Origin of the sequence: Dyella koreensis (assembly GCF_044904565.1) — a bacterium.
GTDB lineage: Bacteria > Pseudomonadota > Gammaproteobacteria > Xanthomonadales > Rhodanobacteraceae > Dyella_D > Dyella_D koreensis.
On record NZ_JADIKD010000011.1, the window covers coordinates 610,269 to 629,450 of the forward strand.

At 64.0% G+C, this 19,182-nt stretch carries 19 protein-coding genes and 1 tRNA gene; 6 read left to right on the top strand and 14 right to left on the bottom strand.

Going from position 1 to position 19,182, the window contains the following annotated elements:
- Positions 1 to 191: 191 nt before the first annotated feature.
- The 3 genes from pdhA to ISS97_RS14730 all read left to right on the top strand — a co-directional run bounded on the left by pdhA (position 192) and on the right by ISS97_RS14730 (position 3,813).
- A complete protein-coding gene (gene pdhA, locus ISS97_RS14720; protein WP_379985668.1) occupies positions 192 to 1,277 on the top strand; it encodes a pyruvate dehydrogenase (acetyl-transferring) E1 component subunit alpha in 1,086 nt (361 codons plus the stop codon).
- A 3-nt stretch (positions 1,278 to 1,280) separates the two neighbouring features.
- A complete protein-coding gene (locus tag ISS97_RS14725) occupies positions 1,281 to 2,261 on the top strand; it encodes an alpha-ketoacid dehydrogenase subunit beta (protein WP_379985667.1) in 981 nt (326 codons plus the stop codon).
- A 172-nt stretch (positions 2,262 to 2,433) separates the two neighbouring features.
- Positions 2,434 to 3,813, top strand: coding sequence for a dihydrolipoamide acetyltransferase family protein (locus ISS97_RS14730; protein ID WP_379985666.1), 1,380 nt, complete (start codon positions 2,434 to 2,436; stop codon positions 3,811 to 3,813).
- Between the two features lie 93 nt (positions 3,814 to 3,906).
- Here the strand turns inward: ISS97_RS14730 and ISS97_RS14735 are convergent, their stop codons facing one another.
- Positions 3,907 to 6,135 carry an ESPR-type extended signal peptide-containing protein gene (locus tag ISS97_RS14735; RefSeq protein WP_379985665.1) on the bottom strand — a complete coding sequence of 743 codons (2,229 nt, stop codon included), beginning with the start codon at positions 6,133 to 6,135 and terminating at the stop codon, positions 3,907 to 3,909.
- A gap of 568 nt (positions 6,136 to 6,703) precedes the next feature.
- Between ISS97_RS14735 and ISS97_RS14740 the strand changes: the two genes are divergently transcribed.
- Complete coding sequence (locus ISS97_RS14740) at positions 6,704 to 7,087, top strand: VOC family protein (protein ID WP_379985664.1); 384 nt, start codon at positions 6,704 to 6,706, stop codon at positions 7,085 to 7,087.
- A 111-nt stretch (positions 7,088 to 7,198) separates the two neighbouring features.
- Here ISS97_RS14740 and ISS97_RS14745 read toward each other — a convergent pair whose 3' ends face one another.
- The 9 genes from ISS97_RS14745 to ISS97_RS14785 all read right to left on the bottom strand — a co-directional run bounded on the left by ISS97_RS14745 (position 7,199) and on the right by ISS97_RS14785 (position 14,123).
- A complete protein-coding gene (locus tag ISS97_RS14745; protein WP_379985663.1) occupies positions 7,199 to 7,519 on the bottom strand; it encodes a hypothetical protein in 321 nt (106 codons plus the stop codon).
- A gap of 31 nt (positions 7,520 to 7,550) precedes the next feature.
- Positions 7,551 to 8,915 (bottom strand): tryptophan--tRNA ligase, encoded by a 1,365-nt coding sequence (locus ISS97_RS14750; protein ID WP_379985662.1) that lies wholly within the window; start codon positions 8,913 to 8,915, stop codon positions 7,551 to 7,553.
- Between the two features lie 33 nt (positions 8,916 to 8,948).
- A complete protein-coding gene (rocF, locus tag ISS97_RS14755) occupies positions 8,949 to 9,863 on the bottom strand; it encodes an arginase (RefSeq protein ID WP_379985661.1) in 915 nt (304 codons plus the stop codon).
- Positions 9,864 to 9,885: 22 nt separating this feature from the next.
- Entirely contained in the window at positions 9,886 to 10,260 is a 375-nt protein-coding gene (locus ISS97_RS14760) for a rhodanese-like domain-containing protein (RefSeq protein WP_379985660.1), read from the bottom strand.
- Positions 10,261 to 10,425: 165 nt separating this feature from the next.
- Complete coding sequence (locus tag ISS97_RS14765; RefSeq protein WP_379985659.1) at positions 10,426 to 11,433, bottom strand: patatin-like phospholipase family protein; 1,008 nt, start codon at positions 11,431 to 11,433, stop codon at positions 10,426 to 10,428.
- A gap of 77 nt (positions 11,434 to 11,510) precedes the next feature.
- Positions 11,511 to 11,586 (bottom strand) — tRNA-Thr (locus ISS97_RS14770).
- Between the two features lie 56 nt (positions 11,587 to 11,642).
- Positions 11,643 to 12,359, bottom strand: coding sequence for an SPOR domain-containing protein (locus ISS97_RS14775; protein ID WP_379985658.1), 717 nt, complete (start codon positions 12,357 to 12,359; stop codon positions 11,643 to 11,645).
- Between the two features lie 37 nt (positions 12,360 to 12,396).
- Positions 12,397 to 13,155 carry a type III pantothenate kinase gene (locus ISS97_RS14780; RefSeq protein ID WP_379985657.1) on the bottom strand — a complete coding sequence of 253 codons (759 nt, stop codon included), beginning with the start codon at positions 13,153 to 13,155 and terminating at the stop codon, positions 12,397 to 12,399.
- Positions 13,152 to 14,123, bottom strand: coding sequence for a biotin--[acetyl-CoA-carboxylase] ligase (locus ISS97_RS14785; protein WP_379985656.1), 972 nt, complete (start codon positions 14,121 to 14,123; stop codon positions 13,152 to 13,154). The genes ISS97_RS14780 and ISS97_RS14785 overlap by 4 nt, the downstream gene beginning before the upstream one ends.
- Positions 14,124 to 14,364: 241 nt before the next feature.
- Here ISS97_RS14785 and ISS97_RS14790 point away from each other — a divergent pair, with 241 nt between their 5' ends.
- Positions 14,365 to 14,682: a hypothetical protein gene (locus ISS97_RS14790; protein WP_379985655.1), complete on the top strand. Its 318-nt coding sequence runs from the start codon at positions 14,365 to 14,367 to the stop codon at positions 14,680 to 14,682.
- Between the two features lie 8 nt (positions 14,683 to 14,690).
- Entirely contained in the window at positions 14,691 to 15,458 is a 768-nt protein-coding gene (locus tag ISS97_RS14795; protein ID WP_379985654.1) for a M90 family metallopeptidase, read from the top strand.
- A 7-nt stretch (positions 15,459 to 15,465) separates the two neighbouring features.
- Here the strand turns inward: ISS97_RS14795 and ISS97_RS14800 are convergent, their stop codons facing one another.
- The 4 genes from ISS97_RS14800 to dusA form a co-directional block, all read right to left on the bottom strand.
- On the bottom strand, positions 15,466 to 16,884 hold the full coding sequence (locus tag ISS97_RS14800; protein WP_379985653.1) for an ATP-binding protein: 1,419 nt from the start codon (positions 16,882 to 16,884) through the stop codon (positions 15,466 to 15,468).
- Positions 16,850 to 17,542: a response regulator transcription factor gene (locus tag ISS97_RS14805; RefSeq protein ID WP_090451080.1), complete on the bottom strand. Its 693-nt coding sequence runs from the start codon at positions 17,540 to 17,542 to the stop codon at positions 16,850 to 16,852. Before ISS97_RS14805 ends, ISS97_RS14800 begins: the two co-directional genes overlap by 35 nt.
- Positions 17,542 to 17,838: a PepSY domain-containing protein gene (locus ISS97_RS14810; RefSeq protein ID WP_379985652.1), complete on the bottom strand. Its 297-nt coding sequence runs from the start codon at positions 17,836 to 17,838 to the stop codon at positions 17,542 to 17,544. Before ISS97_RS14810 ends, ISS97_RS14805 begins: the two co-directional genes overlap by 1 nt.
- A gap of 114 nt (positions 17,839 to 17,952) precedes the next feature.
- On the bottom strand, positions 17,953 to 18,933 hold the full coding sequence (dusA, locus tag ISS97_RS14815; RefSeq protein WP_379985651.1) for a tRNA dihydrouridine(20/20a) synthase DusA: 981 nt from the start codon (positions 18,931 to 18,933) through the stop codon (positions 17,953 to 17,955).
- Positions 18,934 to 19,182 lie beyond the last annotated feature (249 nt).

Consider the following 19,182-nt stretch of genomic DNA (forward strand, 5'->3'; position numbering starts at 1 on the left):
CCCATGTTACCTGCGTTTAACGCCCGTCCCGTACCCTTCCGCATGCTGCAGCGTACCTTGCAGCGCAACATCCCCCCCTGTTATCAAATGCGGTCTTGTCAGGGACTTTTGCGCGCGCTTGACCTCACTGGATGGGTCGCCGCCTTCCCGCTATCCCAATACCCATCCCTCACTCACTCCGGGAGCGAGTCGTGTCTATCGCCGCCAAGTTCGAAATCGAATATCTGCAGTACCTCGATGCCGAGGGCAAACAGGTCCGTGACGACCTGCCTGCCTTCGCCAACGATCTGCCGCACATGGTCGAGCTGTACAAGCTCATGTTGTCCACCCGCGTGTTCGACGCCAAGTCGGTCGCCTTGCAGCGCACCGGCAAGCTCGGCACCTACGCCAGCTGTCTTGGCCACGAGGCCGCACACGTCGGCATCGGCAGCGCGATGAAGCCGGAAGACGTGCTGGCCCCGAGCTATCGCGAATACGGCGCGCAGCTGTATCGCGGCGTGCAGCCGCGCGAGGTGTACATGTACTGGGGCGGCGACGAGCGCGGCAACGACTACCAAAAAGAGCCGGCGCGCCACGACTTCGCCTGGTCGGTGCCGATCGCTACGCAGTGCCTGCATGCCGCCGGCTCCGCGCTGGCGTTCAAGATCCGCAACGAGCCGCGCGTGGCCGTGTGCACCATCGGCGACGGTGGTTCGTCCAAGGGCGACTTCTACGGCGCCATCAACATCGCCGGCGCGCAGAACCTGCCGATGGTGGCGGTGATCGTCAACAACCAGTGGGCCATCTCGGTGCCGCGCAAGATCCAGTCCGGCGCGCCCACGCTCGCACAGAAGGGCATCGCCGCCGGCCTGTTCTCGATCCAGGTGGACGGCAACGACATCATCGCCGTGCGCAAGGCGATGGAAGACGCGCTCGAGCGCGCCCGCACCGGCAAGGGCGGCAGCGTGATCGAGGCGGTGACCTATCGCCTCGCCGACCACACCACCGCCGACGACGCCCGCCGCTACCGCGGCGAGCAGGAAGTGAAGGACGCCTGGGCTCGCGAGCCGATGAAGCGCCTGCGCAATTGGCTCGTTGCCAAGGGCGTGTGGGACGACGCGAAGGAAGAGGCCTGGAAGGCCGAGTGCGACGAGTGGATGGACAACGAGGTGAACGCTTACCTCGAAACCAAGACGCAGCCGGTATCGGCGATGTTCGACTACACCTTCGCCGAAGTCCCCGCCGATCTCGCCAAGCAGCGCGATTACGTCCTCTCGCTCGAAACCAAGGGTCACTGAGCCATGGCACAAATCACTCTTATCGAAGCCGTCACCCAGGCGCTCGCGTATGAAATGAAGCACGACGACAGCGTCGTGGTGCTGGGCGAGGACGTGGGCGTCAACGGCGGCGTGTTCCGCGCCACCCAGGGCCTGCAGGAAAAGTTCGGCGAGCTGCGCGTGCTCGACACGCCGCTGGACGAAACCACCATCGCCGGCGTCACCGTGGGCATGGCCGCGCAGGGCATGAAGCCGGTCGCCGAAGCGCAGTTCGAAGGCTTCATCTATCCGATGATGGAGCAGATCGCCTGCCATGCCGCGCGCCTGCGCAACCGCACCCGCGGCCGCATCACCGTGCCGGCCGTGTTCCGCGCACCGTGGGGCGGCGGCATTCGCGCGCCGGAGCATCATTCGGAAGCGAACGAGCATCTGTTCACCAACATCCCGGGCCTGCGCGTGGTGATGCCGTCGTCGCCGGCGCGTGCTTACGGCCTGCTGCTCGCCGCCATCCGCGATCCGGATCCGGTGATGTTCTTCGAGCCCAAGCGCATCTACCGCCAGTACAAGGAAGAAGTGCCGGATGACGGCGAGGCCTTGCCGCTGGACGTGTGCTTCGTGCTGCGCGACGGCACCGACGTGACCCTGGTGACCTGGGGCGCACAGGTGAAGGAATGCCTCGAGGCCGCCGACGAACTGGCCACCCAGGGCATCAGCGCCGAAGTGATCGACGTTGCCACGCTGACTCCGCTCGATTTCGACACCATCGCCGAGTCGGTGCAGAAGACCGGCCGCTGCGTGATCGTGCACGAAGCCCCCAAGACCGCCGGCTTCGGCGCCGAAATCGCCGCCCGCCTGGCCGAGGAGTGCATGTACGACCTGCTCGCTCCGGTCGAGCGCGTCACCGGCTTCGACACGCACATCCCGCTGTTCCGCCTGGAAATGAAATACCTGCCGAGCGTCGAGCGCGTCGTGGACGCCGCCAAGCGCACCCTTGCAGCTTCGTAAACACACAACCTACGGAACGTCATTCCGGCGAAAGCCGGAATCCAGTGAAATACGCAGTGCGAAGCACGCGAACTCTGTCGCAGTAACCGACCACTGCACTACTGGATCCCGGCCTACGCCGGGATGATGCCAAAGAACCGAACACTCCAGCCTGATTACCGGAAACCGACTCATGGCCGATATCAAGACATTCCACCTGCCCGACCTCGGCGAAGGCCTGCCCGACGCCACCATCGTCGAGTGGCACGTGAAAGAAGGCGACTACATCAAGCTCGACGCACCGCTGTGCTCGATGGAAACCGCCAAGGCGGTGGTCGATGTGCCGTCGCCGTACACCGGCACGGTGAAGAAGCTCTACGGCGCGCCCGGCGACATCATCGAGACCGGCTCCGCGCTGGCCGACTTCGAACCCGATCCGAACGCCAAGCAGCGCGCCGAAGCCGAAGCTACCGGCCATCACCACGGCCCGAAGAAGAGTGTCGGCAGCCCTGCTCCCGACAACGCCAACAAGGTGGTCGCTTCCGACGAAGGCGGCGAAGTCGAAGCCAAGGCTGATCGCGAAGACGAAGGCACCGTGGTTGGTGCGATGGTCAGCGGCAGCCACGTGCATGTCGAACAGGCCGCCAGCATCGGCGGCGTGAAGGCCGTGCCGGCCGTGCGCGCACTGGCCAAGAAGCTCAAGGTCGACCTCGCCCGCGTGCGCCCGAGCGGCGCCGATGGCGTGGTGACCATGCAGGACGTCAAGAACGCCGCCGCCAATGGTTCGGCCGCACTCGGCGCGGCTCCGGCACGCGCGGTTCCTGCTTCCGCCGGTCGCCACCTCGCGCCCGAACTGCCGCAGCCCGAGCCGGCTCGCACTCCCGTCTCGCTCGCCGGCAAGCCGGTGCGCACCGCGCCGCCGAGCGTGCAGGCCAGTGGCCAGCCGGAGCAGCTCAAGGGCGTTCGCCGCAACATGGCGCGCGTGATGGCCGAAGCCCACGCCAACGTGGTGCCGACCACCCTGGTGGATGACGCTGATCTGCACGCCTGGATCGGCAAGCAGGACATCACCGCTCGTCTGATCCGCGCCATCGTGGCCGCCTGCAAGGCGGTGCCCGCGCTCAATGCGTGGTTCGACGGCAAGAACCTCACCCGCACTCTGCATCCGCACGTGGACATCGGCATCGCCGTGGACACCGAAGACGGCCTGTTCGTGCCGGCACTGCGCAATGCCGACGTGCTCGACGGCGCCGGCGTGCGTGCGGCGATCAAGCGTCTGCGTTCGCAGGTGGAAGACCGCTCGATTCCGGCCTCGGAGCTGTCGGGCTACACCATCAGCCTGTCCAACTTCGGCATGTTCGCCGGCCGCTACGCCACGCCGGTGGTGGTGCCGCCGACCGTCGCCATCATCGGCGCCGGCAAGCTGTGCCACGACGTGGTCGCCGTGATGGGCGGTATCGAAGTGCATCGCCGCATGCCGATCTCGCTGACCTTCGACCACCGCGCAGCTACGGGTGGTGAGGCGGCGCGATTCCTCAAGGCACTGCTGGATGATCTGGGTTTGCCGAACTGAGTTAGCGAATACCGGAAACAAAAAAGGCGCCCTTGGGCGCCTTTTTTGTTTCCGGTATTCCCGCTCCTGGGTGCAAGCCGGAGTGGGGAGCACTTACAAATCCACACCAAAACCGGCACCGACGGAAGCCTCTGAGCCGCTGAAAGCACCGCCCAAGCTGAAGCGCGTGCGTTCTCCCAGCGTATTGGCATAACCCACCGCCAACGCGCTCTTGTTGCTCTGCAGGCCTACGCCCACGGCCACACGGCCCCTGCCGCCGGTGACACCAGCCGCATTGATCGCCATCTGCGTGTTGGCCGCACTCATTGCTCCAATCTTGCTGATCTTGGCGTCCTGACGCTCGAAGCGATCATTGACCTCGCCCTTGAACGTATCCAGTGACTGACTGATCGAATTGAACTGTGAGTCCGTGTAGGTCTTGGCCGTCTGGATGGCCTCATTCACCTGTGTGTTCATCTGACCCACAGTCGCCGCATCCGAATCGGCCGTGCCTGCGCCAACATTGCTGATGGGAGCACCGCCGTTGTCTGTGATCGGGCCACCACCACTGCCGCCACCACCAATGGACCCATCGGCGATACCGCTCTCGATGCCGTCGACGCGACCACTCAAATCACCGATCTGATTCTGCAGCTGATCCCGGATATCCGACAACTGGCCGCCATTGACGGCATCCTTGCTCCCAGCGCCGATGCGGCCGTCGGCAATATTGGTTAGCAATGTGCCGGCCGGGCCACCGAATGTCACCACATTGCGACTGGCATCATCATAGGCAATACCGTTGGTGGTGCCACCTGCCTGCAGATCGTCGATCACCGACTTGATGTTAGTAATGTCGCCCTCCGCCGCCGTCATGCGCCCATCAAGCGCTTGCACGTTCTGATTGGTGTTGAACAACTGCGAGCCGTTCACCGCATCAGTACTGGTCGCGTTGAGTGCGCCACCGGCGACATTGGTCAACGTCACTTCCGTGGAGGCGCCGGTGCCTCCCAGTGTCACCTGAGTCTTGGTGGTGGCATCGTCGTACTGCACGCCGCTAGCACTGACGTCACCAATCTGACCCTGCAACGCACTGATATTGTTTGTATTGGCCGTCACTCGACCATCCAGTGCGGTGATGGCGTTGGTATTGCTGGTCACATTCTGGTTGGTGGTGAACAACTGCGAACCGTTCACCGCCTCGGTACTGGTCGCCTCGAGCGTACCAGCGGCCACGCTTTTGAGCGTACGCGCACTACCGACAGAATCGGCAAAACTCACTGCCGCGCCGTTCTTCCCCGCGGCCACGGTGATGTCCGCGCCGTCAGCGCTTTGCTGCACAAGGCCCACCGTTCCGTTATTGAGATTGTTGGTCAGGTTGGTGATGTTGGTTGCGTTGTTGGTCACTGCAGTATCGAGCGCCGACACAGCGCCAGCCACTGTGGTTTCCGGAGTTCCCTGCACCGTGAAGGTTGGGCCGGTGATCGCACCGGTGAGCGGATCGAACGTGCCACCCAGGCTATCGACCACCGAGCGGATCTGACCGACGTTCACTGCATCCGCATTGGCGGTGCCTGCTTTGACATGAATGATCTGACGCTCCGCGCCGAGCGCGCCTACTGCCACGCTATCTGTGCGATCCGCCACCGAACGCGTTCCCAAGGCAACGCTATTGTTCGCAGTGACGCTGGCGCCGTAACCAACGGCTGTGCCATTGGAAACCGTGGCGGCGATGCTGCTGGCGGAACCCAGCGCCACAGCGTTGCCTCCGTTCGCGATGGAGTCGACGCCCAGCGACATCGCATCCTGACCGGCGGCATTGGCACGCGGGCCAACGGCGATGCTATTGCGACCAGTCGCTTTCGCAGCACCGCCCACGGCGACGGCGCCCGAGCCGGAGGCGATTGTATCAACGCCATAGGCAACGGAGGCATTGCCGCTTGCGGCAGCCCTCTGGCCGATGGCCACAGATGAGAACGTGTTCGAGCTGAGTGCGGCCGACGAGACCGCACCGGCACCAATCGCGATATTCCCCGGTTCGCCAGTAGCCACACCACCGCCCGCCTCATAACTCGGCGGAGTAGCGAATACCGAATAGGCCTTGTTGCCCAGGCAGATATTCGGATCAGAGGGGTCGGGCTTGGTGCAGCTGGCCGTTGCCGCAACATCGGTAGCCGCCACTGCCGAAGGCATCAGCGCAGCGCCGCCGACCAGCAACGCGAATGCCGGCGCACATAGTGTCGAAACGATGTGAGTCGCCTTCTTGCGGCCCTTGGCCATTTCGGAAGCCACTGTCCATTGGCTGATAGCGGTGTTCCACACAATACGATAGATGGTGTTCATGCCGATGCTCTCTAGATGCCCGTTGAGTGGACCGATCACGCGCCCGCACGGCATGCGGAAGAGCGGCTCACTCAACGGACTGATGGGATATCCACAGGCTCAATTGACCCTGCGCGCCACAGGTTGGTCGCCATGTTCCTTCAGCCGTGGCGACACGAAGCACTCATGAAGGGATGCATGCAAAACGGCGAACGCATGCTTGAGTGCGACACATCGTATGAAGGCAAAACAGACTGAGCCATGGGAGTATTCCGAAAGTAAAAGGGAATATTCACCGCCAATCACTCTTATCGAGCGTTGCCATCGACTCACTTGACCTTGCGAAGGCGTGGGGACTTCTATCGCATACGTACCACCGCAGTGCATCAGACATACCCGGCCACCATCAACGCCGAAGCAGGTGGCCGGGAGCCGATACGCACGCCATTGCAGATCACTGAGCGCACCCATCTGCCGGATACTCCAAAATGAGTAATGCACCACAGGTAAGCCAAGCGCACGCGAATGACGTCATCTCCACTTCACAGGCCCTACCCTGCAGCCACTCGCTTATCCGCCGGAGACCGCCATGCATCACAGCCGACTGAGCACTTTGGTTCTCGATTGCCATACCGACGACCTCAAGCAGGCCACTGATTTCTGGAGCCATGCGCTTGGTAAACCCGTCGTCAGCTATGACCAGGACGGCGATGGAAAATACGCCGAGCTGGCCACGCTAGCGGATGAACCGATCATTCTGTTGCAGCGGGTGAATCACGACAGCCGCGTGCACCTGGATATCGAAACCGATGATCTCGAAGCGGAGGCGAAGCGGCTCGAAGCACTGGGTGCGAAGCGCGTGGAATTCGCACATGGGCGCTGGTGGGTGATGGAAGCGCCGAGCGGACACCGATTCTGCGTTGTGCAGAAACAGCGCGAAGCCTTTGGCCCCCACCTCAATCGCTGGGATTGAACGGTTTGGATCAAGTGGCATCACGACCAGCTTGCGGCAGCCATGATGTCTAGTCCTCAGAGCGGCACCATCAATATCAGCCGTGCCGACTGATCGATGACGCATGGATACTCAACGGGCGCGCCAAATTGCCTGGCGCAACAGCATCGCGATCAACAACACCGCTACACAGGCACCATACCCATACAGCGCCGGCAATACCTGTTGCCAGATCGCGCCACTGGACGGACCGAACTGCCCTACGGCGGGAACGGTGGCCGCCTCAAAACCGATCACGGCAGACTGCACCGCAGCAAGCGCGGCCAGCAGCAAGGCGACAAGATCGAAAAACTTTCGTGCGCCGGTGCGCGGCAAGCTCTTCGGAAAGGCCCAATACGCCCAACCGAGAATCAACAGCCATGGAGCAAGTAGCAGGATGGCGAGGTAACGCATCGTCGGGCACTCCTAAGTACCCACCGCGCAGTTACTCCTGCGCGGCGAGCTGATCCAGTGCCTCGCGCAAGCGCACGAGGGCTTCATCGCGAGCCTGTTCGTCGCGGTACTCGGGCGTGGTCGCTACATATTCGCCATCCAGCTCCAGCATCAGTGCGTTCGGCTGCACTTGCAGCACGGCCGCCATGGCACCTGGGCCCTTGAGTCGCTTCTGGTACATGCCAGCGGCCTTGGGATCGGCAAACGATTTCGACAGCAGCAACTCCTCGCCGTCCGCGGAGAACAGGCGGAAACGGAAGCTACCATCGGCGTCGCGGAAACTGGCGAAGCGCGGCAATTTGCCCGCCTTCGACTCGGTCTTCGCGACCGCTGCCGAAACAACGGTGGAAACGCCCGAACGCAGGCCGATGGCGTCGCGCAGCTCGGCGATTTTTGGCGCGGCGATGGCGCGAGCCTTCCGTGCGCCTTCGTGCAGGATCTCTTCGATCTGCGCCGGACGCGCGATCAGTGCGTCATAGCTTTCGCGCATCGGCGCTACATCGGCTTCGATACGCTCGAACAACACCTGCTTGGCCTCGCCCCAGCCAATGCCATCGATCAGCGCCTGGCGGAATGCGCTGGATTCCGCATCGGTGGCGAAGGCGCGGAAGATGGTGAACAGCGACGAGCTTTCCGGCTCCTTCGGTTCACCTGGCGCGCGCGAGTCGGTGACGATGCGCATGATCGAATCGCGCAAATGCTTCTGTCCGCCGGAGAACAGCGGAATGGTGTTGTCGTAGCTCTTGGACATTTTGCGGCCGTCCAAACCCGGCAAGGTGGCCACCTGTTCCTCGATCACCACTTCCGGCAACACGAAGAATTCGCGGCCATAGATGTGGTTGAAACGCTGCGCGATGTCGCGCGCCATTTCGATGTGCTGGATCTGGTCGCGTCCCACCGGCACCTTGTTGGCATTGAAGGCCAGGATGTCGGCGGCCATCAGCACCGGATACATATAGAGACCGGCGGTGACGCCGGCATCGGCGTCCTCGCCCACTTCGGTGTTCTTGTCCACCGCGGCCTTGTAGGCATGCGCGCGATTGAGAAGGCCCTTGGCGGTGACGCAGGTGAGGAACCAGGTCAGCTCCGGAATCTCCGGAATATCGGACTGGCGATAGAACGTGACGCGTTGCGGATCGAGGCCGGCTGCCAGCCAGGTGGCTGCGATCTCCAGGCGCGAACGCTCGATGCGCGCCGGATCGTCGCTCTTGATCAGCGCGTGGTAGTCGGCCATGAAGTAGAACGCATCCACCTCGGCGCGGCGGCTCGCCGCCACCGCCGGACGGATCGCGCCGACGTAATTGCCCAGATGGGGGGTGCCGGTGGTGGTGATGCCGGTCAATACGCGAGTCTGCATGTTTTTCGCTTTGTAGTATTCGTGCCGTGGTGCTCAGCGCATCAGCGTGGATTTGCCGAACAGCGATTCGACCAGATCCACCGCCAACCTGGCGGTCTGATTGCGCTTGTCGAAGGCCGGGTTCAATTCAACGATGTCGAGCGAGGCCATGCGGCCGGTGTCGGCGATCATCTCCATGCACAGCTGCGCTTCGCGGTAGTTCGGGCCACCACGCACGGTGGTGCCGACGCCAGGAGCGATGGCCGGGTCGAGGAAGTCGACGTCGAAGCTCACGTGAAGATGAGTGTTGTCGTCCATGTCGGCGAGGGCTTCTTCCATCGCGCGCTTCATGCCGACTTCGTCGATGTGGCGCATGTCGTAGATGCCCACTTTCGCTTCGCGCACCAGCCGCTTCTCGCCCTCGTCCACCGAGCGAATACCGATCTGGCGAAACACTTCCGGCGCGGTTGCCGGCGCGCTGCCGCCGAGCTTGGTCAGTTCTTCCGGCCCCATGCCGCACAGGCACGCCACTGGCATGCCGTGGATGTTGCCGGAAGGTGTGATCTGCGCCGTGTTGAAATCCGCATGCGCATCCAGCCACAGCACGCGCAATTGTTTGCCCTGCTCGCGGCAGTGGCGAGCGACGGCGGTGATCGAACCGATCGCCAGGCAGTGATCGCCGCCCAGCATCACCGGCAAACGGCCAGCGGTGAGTTCAGTATAGATGGCCGTGTATACGGCGCGGTTCCACGCCACTACGCCGGGCAAGTGGCGATAGCCATCCTGCGGCGGCTGCCATGGATTGACCGGGCCCTGCAGATTGCCGCGATCGATCACGTCGAGTCCACGTGCTTCGAGGCGGCCCATCAGATTCGCCACGCGCAGGGCTTCCGGCCCCATCGAGGCGCCGCGATGTCCGGCGCCGATATCGGTGGGGACGCCGATCAGCGATACAGCCTGCTTGCCCATGTTTCCTCGATCACTTTGCATGTCAGGGGGTGGCGCCTTCGCGCACCAGTGGCAGTTTCTGCTGGCGCCAGGCGTTGATGCTTCCATCGAGCAGGCGCACATGGCTATAGCCTTGTGCCTGCAACATCTCCTGCGCGCGCGCAGCGCGGCGACCGGAGACGCAATACACAACAATTTCCTGATCGCGCGGCACGCCCAGCGCGGTATAGCGCACGGCGAGTTGTTCCACGGGGATGTTCAAGGCGCCAGCGATGTGGCCATCGCGGTATTCGTCCACGCGGCGCACGTCGAGCAATACGGGTGCCTGGCCGGCCTGCTGGCGCTGGATCAATTGCGCGGCGGCCAGTGGTTCGTTGGCGGCGGATGCGACGCCTGAGAACATCAAGGCTGCGAGCATGAGGCTCAGCGCGCATGCCTTGCCACCCGTGCGGGTGACTGATGCGGACCCAGCGGATCGTCGGAGTTTCATGCAAATCGCCAAGATGACTCACGGAATCGTGTGATGCGATCCGACAAGTCTACAAGAACCCGCCAGGGCGATGGCCTGACGGGTTTTCGTCCCTCACGTATCGAGCGGGCGATCGAACGAGTCCAGCCATTCGGCCAGCGGAAAGCTGCCATGCTGGCCAAGTGCCTCGCCGTGTTCGGCCAACCAGTGTTCGGCAGTGGCGTAACCCTGGTCATGCAGGGTCTGCAGCTGGTGGGGACGCGTATCGGTGGCCGAGTGGCCCAGCGTCGCCAGGCTCTCTTCCGGCGCCATGATGTGCAGATGCAGGCGCCGCAACTGGCGTTCGGTGGCACTGGGCCATAGGCGCTGGGTCGCGTGTTCGCGCGCGATGGCGATGTCCCGTAATTCGCGGATGAAAGCGCCGCCGAACGCCAACTCGGCAGAGAGCGTCACCGCATCCTTGGTGCTGCGCGGCAGCAACGAACGGCGCAACGGCTGCAGCATCACGCAAAGCACGTCGTCGCAACCGCCCTCGAGCAATGGCTCCAGTGCGGGGTTGCCGGCAAAACCGCCGTCCCAGTAGGCCTCGCCGTCGATCTCCACCGCGGGAAACCACGGCGGCAGGCTGGCCGAGGCGATCAGTGCGTCGGCGCTCAGGCGCGAACCACTGAAGATCGCCAGGCCGCTGTCGCGAATCCGCGTAGCAACCAGATGCAGTGCGACCGGGCCGCTGCGCAGCACATCGAAGTCGAAGAATTCTTCCACCAGCGGGCGCAGGGGATGTACCGCCGACGCCATCGTCATCGGCCAGCCGAAGCTGTCGCTCAGGCTGCGCGAACTAGCCATCCACCAATCCACCGCCGAGTTGCGCTTGCCCATGTCGAGCCAAAAGGTGTCCAGCGTCTCGCGCGCACCGGCAGCGCCGTTGCGTGCCCAGCCTTGCGCCAGTGCCGAAGCATTCATGGCGCCGCTACTGGTACCGCAGACGGATTCGACGATAAGACCCGGAACCTGCAGTAACCGATCCAGCGCGCCCCAGGTAAAAGCGCCGTGCGCGCCGCCGCCCTGCAGGGCCAGCTTCACCGGGATCGAGCCGGAAGGGCGATTGGTGCGATGCACCATGCGATCTTCGGCCTACCGCACGCAAGCGTCAAGGCCGAAAGCAAAAACCCGCCGGAAGGCGGGTTTCAATAGGAACCTGGTGCCGACAGTCTGACTCGAACAGACGACCTACCGCTTACAAGGCGGTTGCTCTACCAACTGAGCTATGCCGGCGAAGTCGCACAGTTTAGCAGGCGTCGGCCCGTGGCTGTAGAACGCTGGTGCCGCTTTCAGAAACAACCGGTGCTGTGCGAGCCCACGCTGTTGTTGTGCAGACGGCTGCGCCAGTCGAAACGCGCACTGTCGACGACGGCGAGGTCCAGCCAGTACTCGGGTACCGTTTCGGTGCGCTCGGTCATCTGTGCGGGGAAACCGGCCGCGGCGACTTCGTCGCGGCGCTTGCGCGCGTTGGCGGGATCCTTGAACAAGCCCAGCGAAATCGTGTTCGGCTGGCCGCCCAAGCCGACTACGAAGTAGTCATTGATGCTGGCAGCGGTGAGTTTGCGCGCTTGCTCCAGCGCCTGCTCACGGCTGGCGCTGGCCGGCAGGTAGACCCACCAGCCGCGCGTCTGCGTGGTCTGCTCCTGACGCGAGCGCATGCGTGCCGCCTGCGCGCTGAGAGCGCCGCGCGCATTGCGCATATCGATCGGCGTCGCAAACGGACCGATCGAGATGCAGGTGTAGCTGTTGGGGCGTGTGGTTGGCGTTGTCTTGACCGTTGACGCCGATACCGGCGCAGTCACCGGCGCGGGTGGTGCAACGGGTTCGGGATTCGCCACCACTGCGGTACTGGCCGGTGCGACCGGGCGTTCCGACAGCAGATGCAGGGTTGGTACGCCGGGATCGGTGGCGCTGCGGCCGTGCGTGTCGTCCTGTCCAAGCAACAGCCATGCGCCTACCGCGATATTGAAGGCAATCAGCAAGACGAACAGCAGGCGCAGGAACATTCAACGATCCGGAAGAGCACAGGCGAAGAGCGACATTCTAGGAAGCCCGGGCCGATAGCGAATGCGTATTCGCCCACACCGCGAGGCCATGTAGTACACCATCCTCGGCCAGTTGCGCGGGCTGATCCAGCAGCGGCAACAACGCAGCAGCGTCACCGCCACCGATGCGCAGTAACGGCGCGCCGCCGAGCGCGGGCGTCATGCGGGCAGTGAAGCGTTCGATCAAAGCGGCAGCGGCCTGCCAGCAACCGGAAGCCACCGCGTCGGCGGTGTTGTCAGCTACGTCCAGCACCTGCCCCGGCCGCTCGGGGCGCACGCGCGACGTGGCGCTGACCAGCGACTGCTGCATCAACTGCGGGCCTGGCGCAATCAAGCCGCCGAGATGACGACCATCCGCCGCCAGCGCGTCCAGGGTCAGCGCCGTGCCGACGCCCGCCAGCACGCAGGGCGAGTGACCCGAAGCCTGCGCGGCGACCATCGCCAGAAAACGGTCCACACCTAGACGTTGCGGCTCGGCATAGGCATTGCGTACCCCGCAGGCCTCGGCCGGCGTGCGCAGCCAATAGGTATCTAGTGACCACAACGCTTTGGCGACAGCCGCAACTTGCGCTTCGCGAGCGCTGTCCACGACCGAGGCACCGAGTACTTCGCGAGGTGTGGGCAGGTCGCGCCAGGCGTGATGGAGCGCGTCGCCAACATCCTCATCCCAGCCCACCGCGCCGCGCGTGCGCCATACAGCGCCTTGCTGCAGCGCCCATTTCAGGCGGGTGTTGCCGAGGTCCAGCAGCAGCCTCATATGCGGCGCACCGTGACATCGGCGCTGTCGATGCTATGCAGGCCATCGGCGGCCCGCACCTGCAGCGCACCACGCACATCCACGCCCGCGCCGACACCATCTAATACGCCTTGCGCACCGTGCACGCGCAGCGGTGCATCTTTCAGCAGATCGTGTCGGGCGTATTCGTCGACGAAGCCGGCGAAACCTTCGCGCTCGAATTGCCCCAAGCCTTCGGCCAGAGCAGCGATCAACGCAGCCGCGACCTGATTGCGATCCGGCGGCGTGCCGCCAGCCAGCGCGGCCAGGTCGCAACTGGGCTGGCCAGCCTGCTCGCGCAGTGTGTCGGTAAGGCGCAGGTTGAGGCCTACGCCGATCACGGCGGCGCAAGGCCCCTGGTACTCGCCGCTAAGCTCGACCAGGATGCCGGCCAGCTTGCCGCCTTGTGCCAGCACATCGTTCGGCCACTTCAGGCCGGCGTCGGCGATGCCCAGCGACTCAAGCGCACGCAACAGGATCACGCCTATCGCCAGCGACAAGCCGGACAGCGAGGCAAAGCCCGCGTCGAAGCGCTTCAGGCAGGACAGATACAGATTCAGACCCGGCGGCGACAGCCATGTGCGGCCGCGCCGGCCGCGGCCGGCGCTCTGCGTCTCGGCCAGCACCATGCTCAGGTCGGCCAATGCCGCCGCGCGCCGCTGCAATTCACTGGAGGTGGAATCGAGTTCCCAGTGCACTTCCAGCGTACCCAGCCGCTTGCGCATGGGTACCGGCACCCCGGCCCGGATACGTTTGAGATCCAGCATCTGCACCGGCCATGGCAACCGGTAGCCCGCCGCGCCGCGCGCCTCGATCGGCACGCCGCGCGAGCGCAGGGCCTCGACCTGTTTCCAGATGGCGGCGCGCGTCACCCCGGCCCGTTCGGCCAGCCATTCGCCGGAAACGGCCTCTCCCCCGGCCAGCAGGGCAAGCAACTGCGGGGCCTGCATCAGCGGAGGCCGCCCATTGAAAGAACCCGGTACGCGGACGAGGCCGCCGGGAAACAAGGGATTGCGTGCATCGCGCCATCTTAGAGCCTGTCCCGCGCGGCGAGTAGCCGACAAAGGCCGTCGCGGACCAGTACTTGTGGGACTGGTACCGCCATCCGGGCGGCGGCAGCGGCACTGGTATCCGCCCAGGGATTCTGCGACGATCCGGACCTTGGTTTGCGGATCAAGGGGTTGAGCCGCCATGGGCATCAGGCAGTTCCTGTTCGCGTGTGTTCTGGGCGTCGGCGGCATCAGTGCTGCATCGGCCATGGACGCCGATACCCAGGAATTGGGCTCTATCTCCATGCAGCGCGTCAGCTCCGATAGTGCGGTCAGCCATGAAGTAAGTGGCAATGGCAGCGACGCCCTCGGCGTACCCCACGACACCACCCCGCAGACCAGCCCGGCCTCCAGCTCGAGCAGCGAGAACTGCCCCACCGGCAGCGGCTCCTCGGGTGCTCAGCGCAGCCGGCGCATCAGCCTGGGCTGGCAGTCGCTGCTGCCTGGCTCGATTCAGTAAGCCGTTCCGTGCCGCGGGCTTGGTGGCGACAGCTGCTGTCGCGCTTCGACCCGACGCCAATTCCCGACCCACTTTGGCGCCGCGCGCTGGTTTCGTGCCCGCTGGCGCGACGTCTCGATGACGAGCGCCAGCATGCATTGCGCGGGTTGAGCGCCGCGTTTCTCGCCCGCAAGCGCTTCCACCCGCTCGCTGGCGCAGTACTGGACGAAAGGATCCGCTTGCTGATCGCCATGCAGGCTTGCTTGCCGGCGCTCGAGCAAGGTGTGCGCTGTCTGCGCGGCTGGCGCGAGTTGCTGGTGTATCCGGGCGAATTCAAAGTGCGCCGCAGCCATCATGACGAACACAGCGGCGTGGTCAGCGAAGCCGAGGATGTGTTGATCGGCGAAGCCTGGGAACGCGGCCCGCTGATTCTTTCACTCGCCGATGTACAGCTCGACCTGGAACAGCCGTGGGACGGCTACAACGTAGTCGTGCACGAGATGGCGCACAAATTCGACATGCTGGACGGCCCGCCGGACGGCGTGCCGCCCCTGCCCGACGGGATCAACCGCCGCGACTGGATTGTGGCGTTCCAGCGCGCCTACGATCATCTCTCCAACGATGTGGCGCGCGGCCGCGAAACCCTGATCGATCCCTACGCCGCCGAAAGCGCCGACGAATTTTTCGCGGTGGTCAGCGAGATGCACTGGTCGCAACCAGGTTTGATGCAGCGTGCGGAACCCAGTGTTGCCGCGCTGCTGACGGCGTACTACGGACCATCGCCGGCACCCACTTGAGCGCAGCTCAGCTCGGCGGCAATTTCACACTGAAACGCGCACCGCCGAATTCGGGCGAACGATCCACCGTCAGCTCGCCGCGATACGCCTTGATGATGTCCTGCACGATCGACAGGCCAATGCCATGGCCCTGCACGCGCTCGTCGCCGCGCACGCCGCGCTGCAAGACTTTTTCGATCTTGTCGTCATCGATGCCGGGGCCGTCGTCTTCCACACTCATCCACAGCCCGGGCCGCTGACGACTACCGGCGGGCTCGGTTTTCACTACCAGCAACACGCGGTGGCTGGTCCACTTGAAGGCGTTTTCCAGCAGGTTACCCATCAGTTCCAGCAAGTCGCCTTGCTCACCGTAGAAAGCGGCGCCGTCATCGATATCGAATTCGCACAACACGTTCTTGGCGGCGTAAACCTTCTCCAGACTTTGCACCAGATCTTCGGCATGACCGGCGATGGGAATCGCCGTAGCGAAGGTCTGACGGCCGGTAGTGGCCGCGCGTGCCAACTGGTAGGCCACCAGTTCGTCCATGCGACGCACCTGGTCAAGCACGTCGCCACGCAAGGGCACCGTACCGCCATCCACAGACTCGAGTCGCGAGCGAATTACAGCCAGTGGCGTCTTCAGACTATGTGCGAGATCGGCGAGGGTGTTGCGATAACGCGTGCGCTGTTCGCGCTCGCTGTCGATGAAAGCGTTGATGCGCTCGGTTAGGCCAGTGAGTTCCAGCGGGTATTGGCTGTCCAGGTGCTCTGCGTCGCCGCGTTCGACGCGACTCATGTCGCTCGCCACCTTGCGCAGCGGGGTCAGGCTCCAGCGCAGCAGCAATAGCTGCAGCAGGATCAACATCACACCCAGCGAAGCCAGCCAGAAAATCATGCTGCGCCGGAACACGGCGTTCTGGCCTTCGAGCTGATCCTCGGCCTGCGCCACCATGAAAGTCAGCTTCACCGACTTTTTCTCGGACGTATCCAGCGCCACGCCGTAGGCGTAGTAGTACAGCCGCCCCATGCGCGTATCGATAGGGCCGACGAACTGGCTCTGCCCAGGCTCGAGCCGGCTGAGAAAGCTGAAGTCGCGACCGATGGCCGAAGGCGACTCCAGCTTTACGCCGTTGTCGCCCAGCGCCAGCGCATACAGCCCGGAACCCGGTTGCGAAAAGCGCGGGTCAGGCGGCGTGTCGGGCAGCAGCACCTTGCCCGAGCGCCCGACTTCGGTGCCGGCCAGGTAAGCCACGACATTGTTCTGCAGACGATCCTGCAGTTCTTTCACTGCAGTTTCCGCGCTGGTGCGCGAAAGGGTCAGCCCGACGACACCAAGGAAGGCCGCCAGCACAAAGCCGGTGGCCAGCGCCGCACGCGCCGCCAGTGAAAACGGGCGGCGCGGCGGGTTGGGATCACTCGTCTTCGGCTTCGCTGCGAGGGATGGCAAAGCGGTATCCGCGTCCACGTACCGTCTCGATGGGCTTGAGGGTGCCTTCCGGGTCGAGCTTCCTGCGCAGACGGCCGATGAAGACCTCCAGCACATTGGAGTCGCGGTCGAAATCCTGCTGGTAGATGTGCTCGGTGAGGTCGGCCTTGGAGACCAGCTCACCCGCGTGCAGCATCAGATATTCCAGCACCTTGTATTCATAGCTGGTGAGGTCGACCAGCTTGCCTTCCACCGACACGGTCTGCGCCGTGGTGTCCAGCTTGATCGGGCCGCAGGCCAGCACCGGCTTGGACCAGCCACTGGCGCGACGCACCAGCGCGTTGATGCGCGCCAGCAGTTCCTCGACGTGGAACGGCTTGACCAGGTAGTCGTCGGCACCGTGCTTGAGGCCTTCGACCTTGTCCTGCCAGCTGCCGCGCGCGGTGAGGATCAGGATGGGGTAACGCTGGCCTGCTTCACGCAGCGCCTTGACCAGATCCATACCGGACATCTTGGGCAGGCCCAGGTCGATGATGGCCAGATCGAACGGCACTTCGCGGCCGAGATAGATGCCCTCTTCGCCGTCCTGCGCCGCATCGACGGCAAAACCGTCGCGCTTCAGGCGTGCGGCGAGCGTTTCGCGCAGCGGCGCCTCGTCCTCTACCAAAAGGATGCGCATCAGTGTTTCTCCTTGTTGCCCTCGCCGTCGCCGGCCGGGTTCTTGGTGGAATCCGAGGAAGCCGGGCCCTTGCCCGCTTCCGTGTTCAACGTAACCACACGTACATGCCCGTCAGGCGTAAGCACCTTGATACGGTGCTCGAACGCATTGCGCCCGCGTCGCACCGTGCTGGCCGACAGCACTTTGCCGCCGGTGTCGTGCTGCACCTGGTTCACCGCCTCTTCCAGCGTCATGGACGGCTCCAGCGCCTGTGCGGCCACCGAAACGGTCGCCAGGAGCAACAAAAGGGCCGACATGCGTAGGATTGTCTTCATTTCGACAACAAAACCTCGTGGAAACGCCTTAAGGGTGGCTATGCTCGTTCAGCCTATGAAACCGGGCCTGAATACTGACCCGCCAGCCGCGCGCTGTCACGCAGCGACGCGCCGCGGCGCCATGGCCTGTTCGATCAGGTCCCAGCCTGCGCCCGGCAGGTGCGCCCCTTCGCTGATCAGGCGCCGGAAACCGCGAGCGCCCGGCTCGCCCTGATAAAGCCCCAGCAGATGGCGGCTGATGTGCTTGAGCGAAGTACCGCGCGCCAGCTCGGCCTCGATGTAAGGACGCATGTGCCGCAGCACCTCATCGCGTTCCGGTAGCGGCTCGCCGTAGAGCGCCGCCTCCACCCGCGCCAGCAGATAAGGATCGTGATAGGCCGCGCGGCCCAGCATCACGCCATCGACCTGGGCGATGTGTGCCTGCACCTGCTCCACCGTGGTGATGCCGCCGTTGATGATGACCATGAGTTGCGGAAACTCGCGCTTGAGCCGATAGACGCGCTCGTAATCCAACGGCGGAATCTCGCGGTTCTCTTTCGGACTCAGGCCCTGCAGCCAGGCCTTGCGCGCGTGCACCACTAGGATCTCGACACCAGCCGCGATCATGGTCTCGGTGAAATGCTGCAGGCCGGCGTAGTCATCCTGATCGTCCACGCCGATGCGGCACTTCACCGTTACCGGCACGTCCACCGCATCGCGCATCGCTTTCACGCAATCGCCGACCAGAGCCGGCTCGCGCATCAGGCAGGCACCGAATTTGCCCGACTGCACCCGATCCGAAGGACAACCCACGTTGAGGTTGATCTCGTCGTAGCCGGCCTCGGCACCGTAGCGCGCCGCTTCCGCCAACTCCTTTGGCTCGCTGCCGCCCAACTGCAACGCCACTGGGTGTTCCTGCTGACTGTGTTCGAGCAGGCGCAATTGTTTGCCGCGCACCAGAGCGGCGCTGGTCACCATCTCGGTGTACAGACGCGCACGCGGGGACAACAGACGATGGAAGTACCGGCAGTGCCGGTCCGTCCAGTCCATCATGGGGGCGACCGAAAACCGGAAGGCTAAGGAGTCATTGGGTTGCATGGTGATATTTTAGCCGGTTCGGGGGCATGAGCATTCCAGAGCCGGAACCTTGGACCGTTGTAGGCATCTGCAACGATGCCTATAAAAACTTGACGCGGCTGGGCATAGCGATAGCATGGCTATGCGTACGCACGGGGCCGGCGCAGAGGTGCCTTTGCCCATCGGTTTCAACCTTGCGCCAGTAGTACGCGTTGATATTCAAAACGGCACCATCATAAGCGGAACAGGTCAAAGCGCCGGCATGCGCGC

Bases quoted from the DNA above. Each gene is read 5' to 3' on its own strand.
- ISS97_RS14790 (WP_379985655.1), top strand. From the start codon at position 14,365: ATGGGCATCAGGCAGTTCCTGTTCGCGTGTGTTCTGGGCGTCGGCGGC.
- ISS97_RS14785 (WP_379985656.1), bottom strand. From the start codon at position 14,123: ATGCAGGCCCCGCAGTTGCTTGCCCTGCTGGCCGGGGGAGAGGCCGTT.
- ISS97_RS14765 (WP_379985659.1), bottom strand. From the start codon at position 11,433: ATGGTGCATCGCACCAATCGCCCTTCCGGCTCGATCCCGGTGAAGCTG.
- ISS97_RS14775 (WP_379985658.1), bottom strand. From the start codon at position 12,359: ATGTTCCTGCGCCTGCTGTTCGTCTTGCTGATTGCCTTCAATATCGCG.
- ISS97_RS14805 (WP_090451080.1), bottom strand. From the start codon at position 17,542: ATGCGCATCCTTTTGGTAGAGGACGAGGCGCCGCTGCGCGAAACGCTC.
- ISS97_RS14740 (WP_379985664.1), top strand. From the start codon at position 6,704: ATGCATCACAGCCGACTGAGCACTTTGGTTCTCGATTGCCATACCGAC.
- ISS97_RS14810 (WP_379985652.1), bottom strand. From the start codon at position 17,838: ATGTCGGCCCTTTTGTTGCTCCTGGCGACCGTTTCGGTGGCCGCACAG.
- ISS97_RS14760 (WP_379985660.1), bottom strand. From the start codon at position 10,260: ATGCTCGCAGCCTTGATGTTCTCAGGCGTCGCATCCGCCGCCAACGAA.
- ISS97_RS14780 (WP_379985657.1), bottom strand. From the start codon at position 13,155: ATGAGGCTGCTGCTGGACCTCGGCAACACCCGCCTGAAATGGGCGCTG.
- ISS97_RS14735 (WP_379985665.1), bottom strand. From the start codon at position 6,135: ATGAACACCATCTATCGTATTGTGTGGAACACCGCTATCAGCCAATGG.
- ISS97_RS14750 (WP_379985662.1), bottom strand. From the start codon at position 8,915: ATGCAGACTCGCGTATTGACCGGCATCACCACCACCGGCACCCCCCAT.
- ISS97_RS14730 (WP_379985666.1), top strand. From the start codon at position 2,434: ATGGCCGATATCAAGACATTCCACCTGCCCGACCTCGGCGAAGGCCTG.
- dusA (WP_379985651.1), bottom strand. From the start codon at position 18,933: ATGCAACCCAATGACTCCTTAGCCTTCCGGTTTTCGGTCGCCCCCATG.
- ISS97_RS14725 (WP_379985667.1), top strand. From the start codon at position 1,281: ATGGCACAAATCACTCTTATCGAAGCCGTCACCCAGGCGCTCGCGTAT.
- ISS97_RS14745 (WP_379985663.1), bottom strand. From the start codon at position 7,519: ATGCGTTACCTCGCCATCCTGCTACTTGCTCCATGGCTGTTGATTCTC.
- rocF (WP_379985661.1), bottom strand. From the start codon at position 9,863: ATGGGCAAGCAGGCTGTATCGCTGATCGGCGTCCCCACCGATATCGGC.